20 protein-coding genes are annotated in these 14,773 nt (G+C 62.6%); 1 reads left to right on the top strand and 19 read right to left on the bottom strand.

All coding sequences use genetic code 11. The annotated features are described in order from the left end of the window. Positions 1–27: 27 nt before the first annotated feature. The 18 genes from rplE to rpsL all read right to left on the bottom strand — a co-directional run bounded on the left by rplE (position 28) and on the right by rpsL (position 10,814). Positions 28–585 carry a 50S ribosomal protein L5 gene (rplE, locus tag JQ631_RS06675; RefSeq protein WP_212324935.1) on the bottom strand — a complete coding sequence of 186 codons (558 nt, stop codon included), beginning with the start codon at positions 583–585 and terminating at the stop codon, positions 28–30. Then, entirely contained in the window at positions 578–892 is a 315-nt protein-coding gene (rplX, locus tag JQ631_RS06670) for a 50S ribosomal protein L24 (protein WP_212324934.1), read from the bottom strand. The genes rplE and rplX overlap by 8 nt, the downstream gene beginning before the upstream one ends. Next, a complete protein-coding gene (gene rplN, locus JQ631_RS06665; RefSeq protein ID WP_007603030.1) occupies positions 892–1,260 on the bottom strand; it encodes a 50S ribosomal protein L14 in 369 nt (122 codons plus the stop codon). The genes rplX and rplN overlap by 1 nt, the downstream gene beginning before the upstream one ends. Before the next feature lie 82 nt (positions 1,261–1,342). Next, entirely contained in the window at positions 1,343–1,591 is a 249-nt protein-coding gene (rpsQ, locus tag JQ631_RS06660; protein ID WP_027535298.1) for a 30S ribosomal protein S17, read from the bottom strand. Between the two features lie 13 nt (positions 1,592–1,604). Beyond that, positions 1,605–1,811 carry a 50S ribosomal protein L29 gene (rpmC, locus tag JQ631_RS06655; protein WP_026202715.1) on the bottom strand — a complete coding sequence of 69 codons (207 nt, stop codon included), beginning with the start codon at positions 1,809–1,811 and terminating at the stop codon, positions 1,605–1,607. Positions 1,812–1,816: 5 nt separating this feature from the next. Further along, positions 1,817–2,230, bottom strand: coding sequence for a 50S ribosomal protein L16 (gene rplP, locus JQ631_RS06650; protein WP_148750337.1), 414 nt, complete (start codon positions 2,228–2,230; stop codon positions 1,817–1,819). A gap of 29 nt (positions 2,231–2,259) precedes the next feature. Further along, positions 2,260–2,985: a 30S ribosomal protein S3 gene (rpsC, locus tag JQ631_RS06645; RefSeq protein WP_128951223.1), complete on the bottom strand. Its 726-nt coding sequence runs from the start codon at positions 2,983–2,985 to the stop codon at positions 2,260–2,262. A gap of 18 nt (positions 2,986–3,003) precedes the next feature. Further along, positions 3,004–3,393 (bottom strand): 50S ribosomal protein L22, encoded by a 390-nt coding sequence (gene rplV, locus JQ631_RS06640; RefSeq protein ID WP_057745488.1) that lies wholly within the window; start codon positions 3,391–3,393, stop codon positions 3,004–3,006. Positions 3,394–3,403: 10 nt separating this feature from the next. Continuing rightward, positions 3,404–3,682, bottom strand: coding sequence for a 30S ribosomal protein S19 (gene rpsS / locus JQ631_RS06635; RefSeq protein ID WP_008136357.1), 279 nt, complete (start codon positions 3,680–3,682; stop codon positions 3,404–3,406). 12 nt (positions 3,683–3,694) lie between these two features. Next, on the bottom strand, positions 3,695–4,528 hold the full coding sequence (rplB, locus tag JQ631_RS06630; RefSeq protein ID WP_212324933.1) for a 50S ribosomal protein L2: 834 nt from the start codon (positions 4,526–4,528) through the stop codon (positions 3,695–3,697). A gap of 12 nt (positions 4,529–4,540) precedes the next feature. Next, a complete protein-coding gene (locus JQ631_RS06625; RefSeq protein WP_212324931.1) occupies positions 4,541–4,843 on the bottom strand; it encodes a 50S ribosomal protein L23 in 303 nt (100 codons plus the stop codon). Then, complete coding sequence (rplD, locus tag JQ631_RS06620; RefSeq protein WP_027535291.1) at positions 4,840–5,460, bottom strand: 50S ribosomal protein L4; 621 nt, start codon at positions 5,458–5,460, stop codon at positions 4,840–4,842. Before rplD ends, JQ631_RS06625 begins: the two co-directional genes overlap by 4 nt. A gap of 1 nt (position 5,461) precedes the next feature. Further along, positions 5,462–6,178: a 50S ribosomal protein L3 gene (gene rplC / locus JQ631_RS06615; RefSeq protein ID WP_212324929.1), complete on the bottom strand. Its 717-nt coding sequence runs from the start codon at positions 6,176–6,178 to the stop codon at positions 5,462–5,464. A 53-nt stretch (positions 6,179–6,231) separates the two neighbouring features. After that, positions 6,232–6,540 carry a 30S ribosomal protein S10 gene (rpsJ, locus tag JQ631_RS06610; RefSeq protein WP_002712302.1) on the bottom strand — a complete coding sequence of 103 codons (309 nt, stop codon included), beginning with the start codon at positions 6,538–6,540 and terminating at the stop codon, positions 6,232–6,234. 82 nt (positions 6,541–6,622) lie between these two features. Beyond that, complete coding sequence (gene tuf / locus JQ631_RS06605) at positions 6,623–7,813, bottom strand: elongation factor Tu (protein WP_212301602.1); 1,191 nt, start codon at positions 7,811–7,813, stop codon at positions 6,623–6,625. A gap of 40 nt (positions 7,814–7,853) precedes the next feature. Continuing rightward, positions 7,854–9,926, bottom strand: a complete 2,073-nt coding sequence (fusA, locus tag JQ631_RS06600) for an elongation factor G (protein ID WP_212324927.1) — start codon at positions 9,924–9,926, stop codon at positions 7,854–7,856. 30 nt (positions 9,927–9,956) lie between these two features. Next, positions 9,957–10,427 (bottom strand): 30S ribosomal protein S7, encoded by a 471-nt coding sequence (gene rpsG, locus JQ631_RS06595; protein ID WP_212235938.1) that lies wholly within the window; start codon positions 10,425–10,427, stop codon positions 9,957–9,959. Between the two features lie 15 nt (positions 10,428–10,442). Next, positions 10,443–10,814 (bottom strand): 30S ribosomal protein S12, encoded by a 372-nt coding sequence (gene rpsL, locus JQ631_RS06590; RefSeq protein WP_007603006.1) that lies wholly within the window; start codon positions 10,812–10,814, stop codon positions 10,443–10,445. 665 nt (positions 10,815–11,479) lie between these two features. Between rpsL and JQ631_RS06585 the strand changes: the two genes are divergently transcribed. Next, complete coding sequence (locus tag JQ631_RS06585; protein ID WP_212324926.1) at positions 11,480–12,724, top strand: FAD-dependent oxidoreductase; 1,245 nt, start codon at positions 11,480–11,482, stop codon at positions 12,722–12,724. On the opposite strand, the gene JQ631_RS06580 is transcribed toward JQ631_RS06585, so the two are convergent. Next, entirely contained in the window at positions 12,646–14,667 is a 2,022-nt protein-coding gene (locus JQ631_RS06580; RefSeq protein WP_212324925.1) for an ABC transporter ATP-binding protein, read from the bottom strand. The genes JQ631_RS06585 and JQ631_RS06580 overlap by 79 nt on opposite strands. Positions 14,668–14,773 lie beyond the last annotated feature (106 nt).

The following is a 14,773-nucleotide window of genomic DNA, read 5'->3' as shown; positions in this document are numbered from 1 at the left end:
GCGTTTGAGAGGCTTTAAGTCAGCGTCTCACTGCCGGAACGGGAAATTGAAAGCGGTCAACAAGGCCCTCGCCTCTTCGTCGGTCTTGGCCGTGGTGCAGACGGTGATGTCCATACCGCGGGCTTCCGTGACCTTGTCGAAGTCGATCTCGGGGAAAATGATGTGTTCCTTGATGCCGAGCGAGTAGTTGCCGCGACCGTCAAAGCTCTTCGGGTTCAGGCCGCGGAAGTCGCGGACGCGCGGCAGCGCGACCGTCACCAGGCGATCCATGAACTCGTACATGCGGGCCTTGCGCAGCGTGACCTTGCAGCCGATCGGCTGGTTTTCACGCAGCTTGAAGGTCGCGATCGCGATACGCGAATAGGTCACGATCGCCTTCTGGCCGGCGATCTGGGTCAGTTCGGCAGCGGCGGTCTCGGCCTTCTTGCGGTCGTTGACGGAATCGCCAACGCCCATGTTCAGCACGATCTTGTCCAGGCGCGGAACCTGCATGACGTTCTCATAACCGAACTTCTCGGTCATGACCGTGCGGATCTTCGCGTCGTATTCCGCGCGCAAGCGCGGGGTGTAAGCGGCCTCAGCCATCGATCTCAGCTCCCGAGCTCTTGGCGATGCGGACCTTCTTGCCGTCCGCCAGAATCTTGAATCCGACGCGGGTCGGCTTTCCGTCCTTGCCGACATACGCGATGTTGGACAGTTGGATCGGCGCCTCTTTCGAGATGATGCCGCCCTCCTGGGCCTGCGTCTGCTTCTGGTGACGCTTGACCATGTTGATGCCGCGCACCAGCGCCGTACCGGCGTCGGGACGAACTTCGAACACTTCGCCGCTACGACCCTTGTCGCGGCCGGTCAGCACGACGACCTTGTCGCCCTTGCGGATCTTCGCAGCCATCACAGCACCTCCGGCGCGAGCGAGATGATCTTCATGTGGTTCTTGGCGCGCAGCTCGCGCGGCACGGGCCCGAAGATACGGGTGCCGACCGGCTCGGACTGGTTGTTGATCAGAACGGCGGCGTTGCGGTCGAAGCGGATGACCGAACCGTCAGCGCGGCGGATGTCCTTGCGGACACGCACCACGACGGCCTTCATCACGTCGCCCTTCTTCACCTTGCCACGCGGAATGGCTTCCTTGATCGAGACGACAATGATGTCGCCGATCGTGGCGTAGCGGCGCTTGGAGCCCCCGAGCACCTTGATACACATGACACGGCGTGCGCCGGAATTATCGGCCACGTCGAGGTTGGTCTGCATCTGAATCATTGATGCACCTCGTCCTCTTTCTTTGCACCAGCCTAGCCGGCGCTCAACATTTCCCTGAAGTCAGTCGGCCAAGGCCAACAGATCAGGCGCTTTTCTTGTGTTCACCCCGGATCACGATCCAGGACTTCAACTTCGAAATCGGCTTCGATTCCTCGATCCACACCATGTCGCCCGGCTTGAACTCGTTGTTCTCGTCGTGCGCGTGGTAGTTCTTCGAACGGCGGATCGTCTTCTTGTAGATCGGATGCGTGAAGCGGCGGTCAACGCGCACCACGACGGTCTTGGCAGTCTTGTCGCTGACGACCACGCCTTGCAAAGTACGTTTCGGCATATCCGTTAGCCCCTTACTTCTTCTTCGCGCGCGTCTGCGCGGCGACGGTCTTGATCCGGGCGATGTCACGGCGGGCCTCGCGCAGGCGCGAGGTGTTCTCGAGCTGCCCGGTGGCGCGCTGGAAGCGCAGGTTGAAGCGCTCCTTCTTCAGGTTCAGGACGGCGTCGTCCTGCTGGTCGGGGCTCATCGCGCGGATGTCTTCGATCTTCATCTGGGCCATGGCCATTACTCCGCAATGCGCTCGACGAAGCGCGTCTTGATCGGCAGCTTGGCGGCCGCCAGGGTCAGCGCCTCACGCGCCGTCTGGGTGTTGACGCCGTCGATCTCGAACAGCACCCGGCCCGGCTTGACGCGGGCGACCCACAATTCCGGTGCACCCTTGCCGGAGCCCATGCGGACTTCGGCCGGCTTCTTCGACACCGGAACGTCGGGGAACACGCGGATCCAGACGCGGCCGGCGCGCTTCATGTGGCGGGTCAGCGCGCGGCGAGCGGCTTCGATCTGGCGCGCGGTGACGCGCTCAGGCTCGGTCGCCTTCAGGCCGAACTGGCCGAACGCCAACGTCGCGCCCGAAGTCGCAACGCCGTGAATGCGGCCCTTATGCGCCTTCCGGAACTTCGTTTTCTTAGGTTGCATCATGGCTTTAAGCCCTCAAATTCTCAGGTCGATCAGGCTGCAGCATTGTCGCGGCGCCCACGGCCACCACGATCGCCACTGCCACCCGTCTCGCCTTCGGCCATTCTCTTGTCCTGGGCCATCGGATCGTGCTCGAGGATCTCACCCTTGAAGATCCAGACCTTGACGCCGCAGGTGCCGAAGGTCGTGAACGCGGTCGCAACGCCGTAATCGATGTCGGCGCGCAGCGTGTGCAGCGGCACGCGACCTTCGCGGTACCACTCCATGCGCGCGATTTCCGCACCGCCCAGACGACCCGAGCAGTTGATGCGGATGCCTTCCGCGCCGAGACGCATCGCCGACTGAACGGCGCGCTTCATGGCACGGCGGAACGCCACGCGGCGCTCGAGCTGCTGCGCGATCGACTCTGCCACCAGCGTCGCATCGAGCTCCGGCTTGCGGATTTCGACGATGTTGATGACGACGTCGGACGAAGTGATGTCCGCAACCTTCTTGCGAAGCTTGTCGATGTCGGCGCCCTTCTTGCCGATCACCACACCCGGACGAGCCGAGTGGATGGTGACGCGGCACTTCTTGTGCGGACGTTCGATCACGATGCGGGCGACGGCCGCCTGCTTGAGCTCCTTGTGCAGGATCTCACGGATCTTGACGTCCTCGTGCAGCAGCTTGCCGTATTCCTGCTTGCCGGCGAACCAGCGGGAATCCCAGGTCCGGTTGATGCCGAGACGCAGACCGATCGGATTGATCTTTTGACCCATCGTTTTCTCCTGCGACCCTTAAGCCGCTGCTGCTTCGGCTTCGACCTGACGAACAATGATCGTCAGCTGCGAAAATGGTTTGTAGACACGGCCCGAGCGGCCACGGCCGCGGGCGGCAAAGCGCTTCATCACGAGGCCGTTGCCGACGAAGGCCTGCGCCACGACGAGATCGTCAACGTCTAGGTCGTGGTTGTTCTCGGCATTGGCGATAGCCGATTCCAGGCACTTCTTCACGTCAACCGCGATCCGCTTGCGCGAAAACTGCAGGTCGGCGAGCGCAGCGGAAGCTTTCCGGCCGCGAATGAGCTGGGCGACCAGGTTGAGCTTCTGCGGGCTCACCCGCAGCATCCGGGCGACCGCCTTGGCCTCGTTCTCGGCGAGGCTCCGTTCGCGCTTAGGTTTGCTCATCGTTTAATCCTCAAGCCTTCTTGGCTTTCTTGTCGCCGGAGTGGCCATGGAAGGTCCGGGTCGGCGAAAACTCGCCGAACTTGTGACCGACCATTTCCTCGTTGACGGCCACCGGCACGTGCTTCTGACCGTTGTAGACACCGAAGGTCAGGCCGACGAACTGCGGCAGGATCGTCGAGCGACGGCTCCAGATCTTGATGACGTCGTGACGGCCGGACGCGCGCGCGGCATCTGCCTTCTTGAGCAGAGAACCCTCGACGAACGGGCCTTTCCAGACTGAACGAACCATGTCCGTCGTTCCTTACTTCTTCCGCTTGTGGCGGCTTAGGAGAATGAATTTGTTGGTCGACTTGTTGGTGCGGGTCTTCTTGCCCTTGGTCGGCTTGCCCCACGGGGTGACCGGGTGGCGACCGCCCGAGGTACGACCTTCACCACCGCCGTGCGGATGGTCGATCGGGTTCATCGAAACACCGCGGTTGTGCGGCTTGCGGCCGAGCCAACGGTTACGGCCGGCCTTGCCGATCGAGGTGTTCATATGATCCGGGTTCGACACCGCGCCGATCGTGCCGCGGCAACGGCCATGCACCAGACGCTGCTCACCCGAGTTCAGGCGGATGATCACGTAGTCCTGGTCGCGACCGACGAGCTGGGCATACGTGCCGGCCGAACGGGCGAGCTGGCCGCCCTTCCCGATCTTGACCTCGATGTTGTGGATGATCGTGCCGATCGGCATGTTGCCGAGAGGCATGACGTTGCCCGGCTTCACGTCGACGTAGTTGCCGGCCACCACGGAATCGCCGACCGCCAGGCGCTGCGGCGCCAGGATATAGGCCTGGGTGCCGTCTTCGTACTTGACCAGCGCGATGAACGCGGTGCGGTTCGGATCGTATTCCAACCGCTCGACGGTCGCAGGCGCATCGACCTTGTCGCGCTTGAAGTCGACGATACGCAGGGTCTGCTTGTGACCGCCGCCGCGGAAGCGCACGGTGATGCGACCGGTGTTGTTGCGACCGCCCGAGGAGTGTTTGCCTTCGGTGAGCGCCTTGACCGGCTTGCCCTTGTAGAGGGCTGAACGATCAACCATGACCAGCTGGCGCTGGCCCGGTGTCGTGGGATTGAATTTCTTCAGTGCCATCGTCGTGCGACCTTACAGACCGGTGGTCACGTCGATCCGATGACCCTCTTCGAGGGTCACGATCGCGCGCTTGGTGTTCGACTGCGAGCCGAGATTGCCGCGGAAGATCTTGGTCTTGCCCTTGCGGACCAGCGTGTTGACGCTCTTGACCTTGACGTCAAACAGCTTCTCGACCGCTTCCTTGATCTGCGGCTTGGTCGCCTTCGCGGCCACCTTGAACAGAACCTTGTTGTGCTCGGACGCCAGCGTCGCCTTTTCGGTGACGACCGGTGCGACGATCACGTCGTAGTGGCGAGCCTCGATGTTCTTCGTCATTTGAAGCGCGCCTCCAGCGCATCGATGGCGGCCTTGGTCAGAACGAGCTTCTGACGGCGCAGGATGTCATAGACGTTGATGCCCTGGATCGGCAGCACATCCATGTTCGGAATGTTGCGGGCCGCGGCGGCAAAGCCGTTGTTGAGCTCGGCGCCGTCAATGATCAGCGCGTTGGTGAGGCCGAGGCCCGAGAAGTGACCGAGCAGAGCCTTGGTCTTCGCGGCTTCCAGCGCGGCCTTGTCGATCACGAGGAGATCGCCATCCTTGGCCTTGGCCGAGAGCGCATGCTTGAGGGCGAGCGCGCGGACCTTCTTCGGCAGGTCGGTGGCGTGCGAACGCACCACCGGACCGAAGGCACGACCGCCGCCGCGGAACTGCGGCACGCGTGCCGAGCCGTGACGAGCACCGCCGGTGCCCTTCTGCTTGTACATCTTCTTGCCGGTGCGCCAGATCTCGGCGCGGCCCTTGGCCTTGTGCGTACCGGCCTGGCGCTTGTTGAGCTGCCACTGCACGCAACGTGCAATGATGTCCTGGCGCGGCTCGAGACCGAAAATGGTGTCGGACAGCTGGACGGAGCCGGCTTCCTTACCCTCGAGGGTGGTGACCTTCAATTCCATCTCACGCACCCTCTTGCTGGGCCGCGGCCTCGGCTTCGCCGCCCGCAACCTTGAACTTGCCGGGCTTCGGAGCTTCCTTCGGCAGCGGCTTCTTGACGGCGTCGCGCACGCGGATCCAGCCGCCCTTGGAGCCGGGAACGGCGCCTTCGACGAGGATCAGGCCACGCTCGACGTCGAGCTGAACGACGCGGAGGTTGAGCGTGGTGATGCGATCGACACCCATGTGCCCGGGCATCTTCTTGTTCTTCCAGGTCTTGCCGGGGTCCTGACGACCACCGGTCGAACCGATCGAACGGTGCGAGACCGACACGCCGTGCGTGGCGCGCAGACCGCCGAAGTTCCAGCGCTTCATACCGCCGGCGAAGCCCTTACCGACCGAGGTGCCGGTGACGTCGACGAACTGGCCGACGACGAAGTGGTCGGCCAGAATCTCGGCACCGACGGGGATCATCGCGTCTTGGGAGACGCGGAATTCCTCGACCTGCCGCTTCGGCTCGACCTTGGCGACCGCGAACTGGCCGCGCTCTGCCTTGGGCATGTACACGGTCTTGCGGCTGCCAGAACCAAGCTGGAGCGCGACATAACCGTTCTTCTCTTCAGTGCGGTGGCCTACGACCTGGCAATTGCCGAGCTTCAGCACGGTCACGGGGATATGTTCGCCGGCCTCTGTAAAGACCCGCGTCATCCCGACCTTTTGTGCGATCACTCCGGAGCGCATCGGCGTGCTTCCTGTTCTTTCTGTCCGCTAGTCGCGAACGTGATCCAAAAATCTTAGAGCTTGATCTCGACGTCGACACCGGCGGCCAGATCGAGCTTCATCAAAGCATCGACGGTCTGCGGGGTCGGATCGACGATGTCGAGCAGGCGCTTGTGAGTGCGCATCTCGAACTGTTCGCGGCTCTTCTTGTCGACGTGGGGCGAACGGTTGACGGTGAACTTCTCGATGCGGGTGGGCAGCGGAATGGGTCCGCGGACCTGCGCACCGGTGCGCTTCGCCGTGTTCACGATCTCGCGGGTCGACGTATCGAGGATACGATGGTCGAACGCCTTGAGACGGATGCGAATATTTTGGCCGTTCATTGCCGTGGTCTCTCTTCGTTGGGTGGCGAATAGCGAATAGCGAATGTCACCATTCGCTACTCGCCGATCCCTATTCTCGTAATTACTCGATGATCGAAGCGACGACGCCGGCGCCGACGGTGCGGCCACCTTCGCGGATCGCGAAGCGGAGCTTCTCTTCCATCGCGATCGGCACGATCAGGTGCACTTCCATCGCAATGTTGTCGCCCGGCATCACCATCTCGGTGCCTTCCGGCAGGTGCACGACACCGGTCACGTCGGTGGTGCGGAAGTAGAACTGCGGACGGTAGTTGGTGAAGAACGGGGTGTGGCGACCGCCCTCTTCCTTGGTGAGGATGTAAGCCTCAGCCTTGAACTTGGTGTGCGGCTTGACCGAACCCGGCTTGCACAGCACCTGGCCGCGCTCGACGTCTTCACGCTTGGTGCCGCGGAGCAGCGCACCGATGTTGTCGCCAGCCTGGCCCTGATCGAGCAGCTTGCGGAACATTTCGACGCCGGTGACGGTGGTCTTCTGGGTCGCACGCAGACCGACGATCTCGATTTCCTCGCCGACCTTGACGATGCCGCGCTCGACACGGCCGGTCACGACGGTGCCGCGGCCCGAGATCGAGAACACGTCTTCAACCGGCATCAGGAACGGCTGGTCGATCGGACGCTCCGGCTGCGGGATGTAGCTGTCGACGTTCTTCATCAGCTCGATGATGGCGTCGTGGCCGAGCTTCTTGTCCGAGTCTTCGAGAGCGGCGAGAGCCGAACCCTTGATGATCGGGATCTTGTCGCCCGGGAAGTCGTACTTCGAGAGCAGCTCACGGACTTCGAGCTCGACGAGTTCGAGCAGTTCCGGATCGTCGACCATGTCGCACTTGTTGAGGAACACGACGAGCGCCGGCACGCCGACCTGGCGGGCGAGCAGGATGTGCTCGCGGGTCTGCGGCATCGGGCCGTCAGCGGCCGACACGACCAGGATCGCGCCGTCCATCTGGGCGGCACCGGTGATCATGTTCTTCACGTAGTCGGCGTGGCCGGGGCAGTCGACGTGGGCGTAGTGGCGGTTCGGCGTCTCGTACTCGACGTGCGCGGTCGAGATGGTGATGCCGCGCGCCTTCTCTTCCGGCGCCTTGTCGATCTGGTCGTACGCGGTGAACGTCGCACCGCCGGCTTCGGCGAGCACCTTGGTGATCGCCGCGGTCAGCGACGTCTTGCCGTGGTCGACGTGACCGATGGTACCGATGTTGCAGTGCGGCTTGTTACGTTCAAACTTAGCTTTGGCCATTTGACTCTCCGTTCAATCGTCAGTTCGTGACCGACGACAATCAGGCAAACTTCTTCTGGACTTCTGCCGACACGTTGGCCGGCGCTTCTGCGTAGTGGTCGAACTGCATGGTGAAGGTCGCGCGACCCTGGCTCATCGAGCGCAGGTTATTCACGTAACCGAACATGTTCATGAGCGGCACCATCGCGTTGATGACGTTGGCGTTGCCGCGCATGTCCTGCCCCTGGATCTGACCGCGCCGGGAATTCAGGTCGCCGATGACCGAACCGGTGTAGTCTTCCGGAGTCACCACTTCGACCTTCATGATCGGCTCGAGCAGGACGGACTTGCCCTTCTGCAAGGCTTCGCGGAATGCAGCGCGCGAAGCGATTTCGAAGGCGAGCGCCGACGAGTCGACGTCGTGGTACTTGCCGTCGACGAGCTGAACCTTGACGTCGACCACGGGGAAGCCCGCGACCACGCCAGCGCCCATCACGCTGTTGAGGCCCTTTTCGACGCCGGGGATGTATTCCTTCGGAACCGCACCACCGACGATCTTCGACTCGAACTCGTAGCCCTTGCCGGGCTCGTTCGGCTCGACCACGATCGACACTTCCGCGAACTGACCGGTACCGCCGGTCTGCTTCTTGTGGGTGTACTTGACCTCGGCCTTCTTGGTGACGCGCTCACGGAACGCAACCTGCGGCGCGCCGATGTTGGCGTCAACCTTGTAGGTGCGGCGGAGGATGTCGACCTTGATGTCGAGATGGAGTTCGCCCATGCCCTTGAGGATGGTCTGGCCGGACTCCTGGTCGGTCGACACGCGGAAGGACGGATCCTCCGCGGCAAGCTTCGCCAGGGCCACACCCAGCTTTTCCTGGTCGGCCTTGGACTTCGGCTCGATCGCGATCTCGATGACCGGCTCGGGGAATTCCATCTTTTCCAGGATCACCTGCTTGTCGGGATCGCACAGCGTGTCACCGGTGCGCGCTTCCTTCAGGCCGGCCAGCGCGACGATGTCGCCGGCATAGGCTTCCTTGATGTCTTCGCGGTTGTTCGCATGCATCAGCAGCATGCGCCCGATGCGCTCCTTCTTCTCACGGGTCGAGTTCACGACGCCGGTGCCGCTCTGGAGAACGCCAGAGTAGATGCGGCAGAAGGTGATGGTGCCGACGAACGGGTCGTCCATGATCTTGAACGCGAGCAGAGCCAACGGCTCCTTGTCGTCCGCCTTGCGCACGACTTCGTTGCCGCTGTCGTCGGTGCCCTTGATCGCGGGCACGTCGATCGGCGACGGCAGATAGTCGACGACGGCGTCGAGCAGCGGCTGCACGCCCTTGTTCTTGAAGGCCGAGCCGCACAGCACGGGATAGAACGCGCCGGTCAGCACCGCCCTGCGGATCAGACGCTTCAGCGTCTCCTCATCGGGCTCCTTGCCGTCGAGATAGGCGGCCATGGCATCGTCATCGAGCTCGACGGCGGCTTCCACCATCTTCTCGCGGTATTCCTTGGCCTGCTCAACCAGGTCTTCCGGGATATCGACATAGTCGAACTTCGCGCCGAGCGATTCATCGTTCCAGATGATGCCCTGCATCTTCACGAGGTCGACGAGACCCTTGAAGTTGTTCTCGGCACCGATCGGAAGCTGGATCGCGATCGGCTTGGCGCCGAGGCGGTCGACGATGTCGGCCAGGCATTTGAAGAAGTCGGCACCGGTCTTGTCCATCTTGTTGGCGAAGACGATGCGCGGAACCTTGTACTTGTCGCCCTGGCGCCAGACGGTCTCGGTCTGGGGCTCGACGCCCTGGTTCGAGTCGAGCACGCAGACGGCGCCGTCGAGCACGCGCAGCGAACGCTCGACTTCGATGGTGAAGTCGACGTGGCCGGGGGTGTCGATGATGTTCAGTCGCTTGCCGGCCCAGAAGGCGGTGGTCGCAGCCGAGGTGATCGTGATGCCACGCTCCTGCTCCTGCTCCATCCAGTCCATCGTCGCGGCACCTTCGTGCACTTCGCCGATCTTGTGGCTCTTGCCGGTGTAATAGAGGATGCGCTCGGTGGTCGTGGTCTTGCCGGCATCGATATGCGCCATGATACCGAAGTTGCGGTAATTCTCTATGGCATGAACGCGAGGCATGGGTTGTTCCTTAGATTCCGTGTGTCGCCGTTACCAGCGATAGTGCGAGAAGGCGCGGTTGGCTTCCGCCATCCGGTGCACATCTTCCCGCTTCTTGACGGCGTTGCCGCGGTTGTTCGACGCATCCAGGAGCTCAGCCGAGAGCCGCTCGGTCATCGTCTTCTCGTTGCGCTCGCGCGCGGCCGAGATCAGCCAGCGAATGCCCAGAGCCTGACGGCGCACCGAGCGAACTTCGACCGGAACCTGGTAGGTCGCGCCACCGACGCGGCGGGAGCGCACTTCGATCGTCGGCATGACGTTCTCGAGTGCCTGCTCGAACACGCCGAGCGGGTTCTGCTTGGTCTTGGATTCGATGATGCCGAATGCACCGTAGACGATGCCTTCCGCGACCGACTTCTTGCCGGCGTACATCACCGAGTTCATGAACTTCGTGACGATGATGTTCCCGAACTTCGGATCGGGAAGAACTTCGCGCTTTTCCGCTGAGTGGCGACGAGACATTGAGCTGGTTCCCGCTTACTTCGGACGCTTCGCGCCGTACTTCGAACGACGCTGCTTACGGTTCTTGACGCCCTGGGTATCCAGCACGCCGCGGAGGATGTGGTAGCGCACGCCGGGCAAGTCCTTGACGCGACCGCCGCGGATCATGACCACCGAGTGCTCCTGAAGGTTATGGCCCTCACCCGGAATGTAGCCGATCACCTCGAAACCGTTGGTCAGACGCACCTTGGCAACCTTACGGAGCGCCGAGTTCGGCTTCTTCGGGGTCGTGGTGTAAACGCGGGTGCAAACGCCACGCTTCTGCGGCGACTGCTGCAGCGCCGGCACCTTCTTGCGCGACTTCTGCACTTCACGCGGTTGAGCGATCAGCTGGTTGATCGTCGGCATCCTGGCCTTACCCTTTGTTATCGCAGCCCCTTGCGAGCCTGCTGTCTTGCCGCAGCCCGTTACCGGGACCGCAAATTCTTGTCGCGCAACCCGCCCGACGGGGCCGCTTCGCACGGAACAATCCGCACAAAGCGAAATCGCGCCAACCGCTCATCGCTGAGTGGAAAGCGCTTCGACGCCACAGAGGACCGCAGTATTGAGGCCGATCAGCGTAAAGCCGCGGCCCGCGCACTGAGGTCATGCATCCGAATTCGGTCTCAGGAGAACATTCTCGAGAGGCCTAAAATCGCACTGGCATTGCCTAGCTATTATCGACAGCGTTTGAGCGGCATTCGTCGAGGTTGGTGCCCGTTTTAGCGATCCCGAGGGATCAACGGGTGGCCCGTTCCGACGTTGGCAATGCTCACCGCCTGTCGTTAAGTGAGGCGCTTTCTATAAGTGAGAATCGCTCAAGTCAAGGCGAAACCACAGCCTCAAAGCGCTTCGCGCGCCTTTGGAAATCGCCCAATCGGCGCCCTCACCGCGCGTCGCTGACGTGGGGATGCAGCGCCGGTTCCGCCAGCCCAAGCCAATTATACCCGGGAGAAATATACTTTTATATCCCGCGATAAGGCTTTTTTTCCTGTTGATGCGTCAATCTGACACCTCCGGCAGAGACGAGCGCCATGCGGTATACCGATATTGCCATCATCGGCGGGGGACTTGCCGGCTCGACCGCCGCTGCGATGCTCGGACGCGCCGGCATTTCGTCAGTGCTGATCGACCCGCATGAGACCTATCCGGCCGATTTTCGCGTCGAAAAGCTCAGCGGTCACGTCCAGGTCGAACGATTCCAGCGGACCGGAATCGCCGACTCAGTGCTGCGCCGCGCGACGTTCTCTGGCGAGAACTGGATCGCGCGTTTCGGCCGCCTGCTCGACAGGGCACCAAGCCGACAGTTCAACATCCTCTACGACGCTTTCGTCAACGCGATCCGCGACGAGATTCCCGAAACGGTCGAGCGTATCTGGACCAAGGCGGTGTCGATCCAGACCAGTCCAGAGCGGCAGAGAATCGCCCTGGCCAATGGCGAGACCGTCTCGGCCCGGCTGGTCGTGCTCGCCAACGGCCTGAACGTCGGCCTTCGGCACCAGCTCGGCATTATCAGAAACATCATCAGTGCCGGCCATTCGATCTCGATCGGATTCGACGTGGTGCCGGCGGGACGACATTCGTTCGACTTCCCGGCATTGACCTATTTCTCGGAGCGGCCGAGCGACCGCATCCCGTACCTCACATTTTTCCCGATCGGCACGCGAATGCGCGCCAATCTGTTCGTCTATCGCGGTTTCGACGATCCCTGGCTGCGCGAATTCCGCCGCTCGCCGGCCGAGACCTTGAATGCCGCCCTGCCGCGCCTGAAGCGCATCACCGGCGCCTTCGACATTCCCGGCGAGTTGAAGATCCGGCCGGTCGATCTCTATGTGAACGATGCCAGCCATCAGCCGGGCGTGGTGCTGGCGGGCGATGCCTTCGCGACCTCCTGCCCAGTTGCGGGCACCGGTTGCGACAAGGTGTTCACCGACGTCGAGCGGCTCTGCAACGTCTACATTCCGCAATGGCTGGCGTCCGATGGGATGGATGCGGACAAGATTGCCGCCTTCTATGCCGATCCAGTCAAGCGGGCCTGCGATCAATGGTCGGCAGCGAAAGCCTTCGACTTCCGCTCGGTCTCGATTGCGACCGGCCCTTACTGGAAAGCGCAGCGCTGGGCGCGCTTCATGGCGTGGTGGACTCAAGGGATATTGAGAAGGCCTGGAAGCGCTTTCCATCTGGAGCCGAACTTCCTCGGTCACTCCTCCTCGTCATCATCATCCTCGTCGAGGTCGTCCTCATCCTCGTCGTCATCGTCGCTGTCGTCGTCGGCCTGAGCGGCCGCGCCGTGCGGCTGGTGGATCTGGTCGTTCCAGAGCTTGCGATAGGAACCGTTCCTGGCGAGCAGCTCGGCATGCGAGCCGCGCTCGATCGCCCTGCCCCCTGAAATGACGATGATCTCGTCCATCTCGACCACCGACGTCAGGCGGTGGGTCGACCAGATCATGGTGCGGCCCTTGGCGACCTTCAGCAACGTGCGGTTGATCGCGGCTTCCGTGGTCTGATCGAGTGCCGAGGTCGCCTCGTCGAGCAGCAGCACCGAGGGATTGCGGATGATCGCGCGCGCGATCGCGATGCGCTGGCGCTGGCCGCCCGACAGCGTATCGCCGCGCTCGCCGACCGGCGTGTCGTAGCGCTGCGGCAGGCTCATGATGTAGCGGTGGATCTCGGCCTTCTTGGCGGCCTCCTCCACCTCCTCATCGGTCGCCCCTTCCTTGCCAAGCCGGATGTTCTCGCGGATCGACATGTTGAACAGCATGTTCTCCTGGAACACCACCGCCATGCTCCGACGCAGCGAATCCAGCGTCACCTTGCGGATGTCGACGCCGTCGATGGTGACGCGCCCTTCGTCCGGCACATAGAGCCGCAGGATCAGATTGAGCAGCGTGCTCTTGCCGGAGCCTGACGGGCCGACAATGGCGATGCGCTTGCCGACGTTGAGCTTGAGGCTGAGATTGTCCAGCACCGGCATCTGGCCACCCTCGTACTGGAACGTCACGTGGTCAAAGGTGATGTCGTTGGTGATCCGCGGCAGATCGGGCGCGCCGGGCCGATCAGCGCCGCGGGTGGGCTCGTCGAGCAACTCCTGGATGTGGCGGATCGCGGCAGCCGAGGAGATCGACACCGGGATGAAGTGCATCACGTGGGCGATGTTGTAGGAGACCTCCCAGAACGCGCTCTCGAAGGTGACGAAGGTGCCGATAGTGATCTGGCCCTTGGTCGCGAGATAGGCGCCGATCGCGAGCACGACCAGGTGCAACAGCAGCACCGAGATGGTGACCGTCCGCTCCACCATCGTCGACAGGAACGCGGCCGCGGCTATCCGGTTGCGGGTCTCATCGTTGCGGAAGGCGAAGAAGCCGAACATCTTGCGTTGCAGGCTGAACGCCTTGATCACGGCCTGCGCCGCCACGTTCTCCTGCACCATGCCGAGCAGCGCGCTTTCGTTGAGCTTCTGCTCGTAATTGGCGTGCACCGCCTTCGGCGTCAGGATGCGCGGACCGATCAGCGTGATCGGAAACACCAGCAGCGCGACTACCGCGAGCTGCCAGTTCAGGAACAGCATCAGGATGATGCCGGCGATCAACTCCAGGAACGGCAGCGCGGCGCTGTTGGCAAAGGTCTTCACCGAGCCTTCGAAGGCCGAGAGGTCGACCGAAAAGCGCGACAGGATCTCGCCGCGCTTGGTGCGGCCGAAATAGGCCGCCGGCAAGTCCTGGACGTGCTCGAACAGGCGCTTGCGGACATCGGAGATGATGCAGGCGGCCAGTCGCGCGTCCCAGCGCTCGTACCAGACCGCGACGATGGAGGTGAAGATGCCGGCGACCGCGAGCACACCGAGGATCTTGTACAGTGCCTGGAAATCCTCCTCGCCGAGCGCGTCGTCGATCAGGAATTTCAGGCTGAGCGGCATGATGACGTTGAACAGCGTCTCGACCAGGACGCCGAACGCCACGTACCCCAGGATGCGCTTGTAGTTGGACAGGAAGGGCCTGACGAACCCCAGGATGGTCGCGAGCGCGCCAGCGGCTTCCCGGGCGGTAAAGACGACGAGATCCTCGTCATCATCGTCGTCGAGCTCAAGCTCGTCGTCGTCCTCGTCTTCGTCGTCCTCGTCGTCTTCCGGCTCGGGCGCGTGAGCGGCGAGCTTGTCCTCGAGCTCGGCCGCCTCTTGCGCGGCGAGCTTCTGTTTGTCGGGAGAAAGAGGCCTGGACGCCATGAAACCAACCGATGCTGACGGCCGGCATGACCGCAGAGAAAGCAGGAAATAGCGAAGCCGCTACTTCGCACCGATTCTATGCGATCAGGATGAATTCGGCAAAACA

The sequence above is a fragment of the Bradyrhizobium manausense genome, assembly GCF_018131105.1.
GTDB lineage: Bacteria > Pseudomonadota > Alphaproteobacteria > Rhizobiales > Xanthobacteraceae > Bradyrhizobium > Bradyrhizobium manausense_B.
This window is presented reverse-complemented; position numbering and strand designations above follow the sequence as displayed.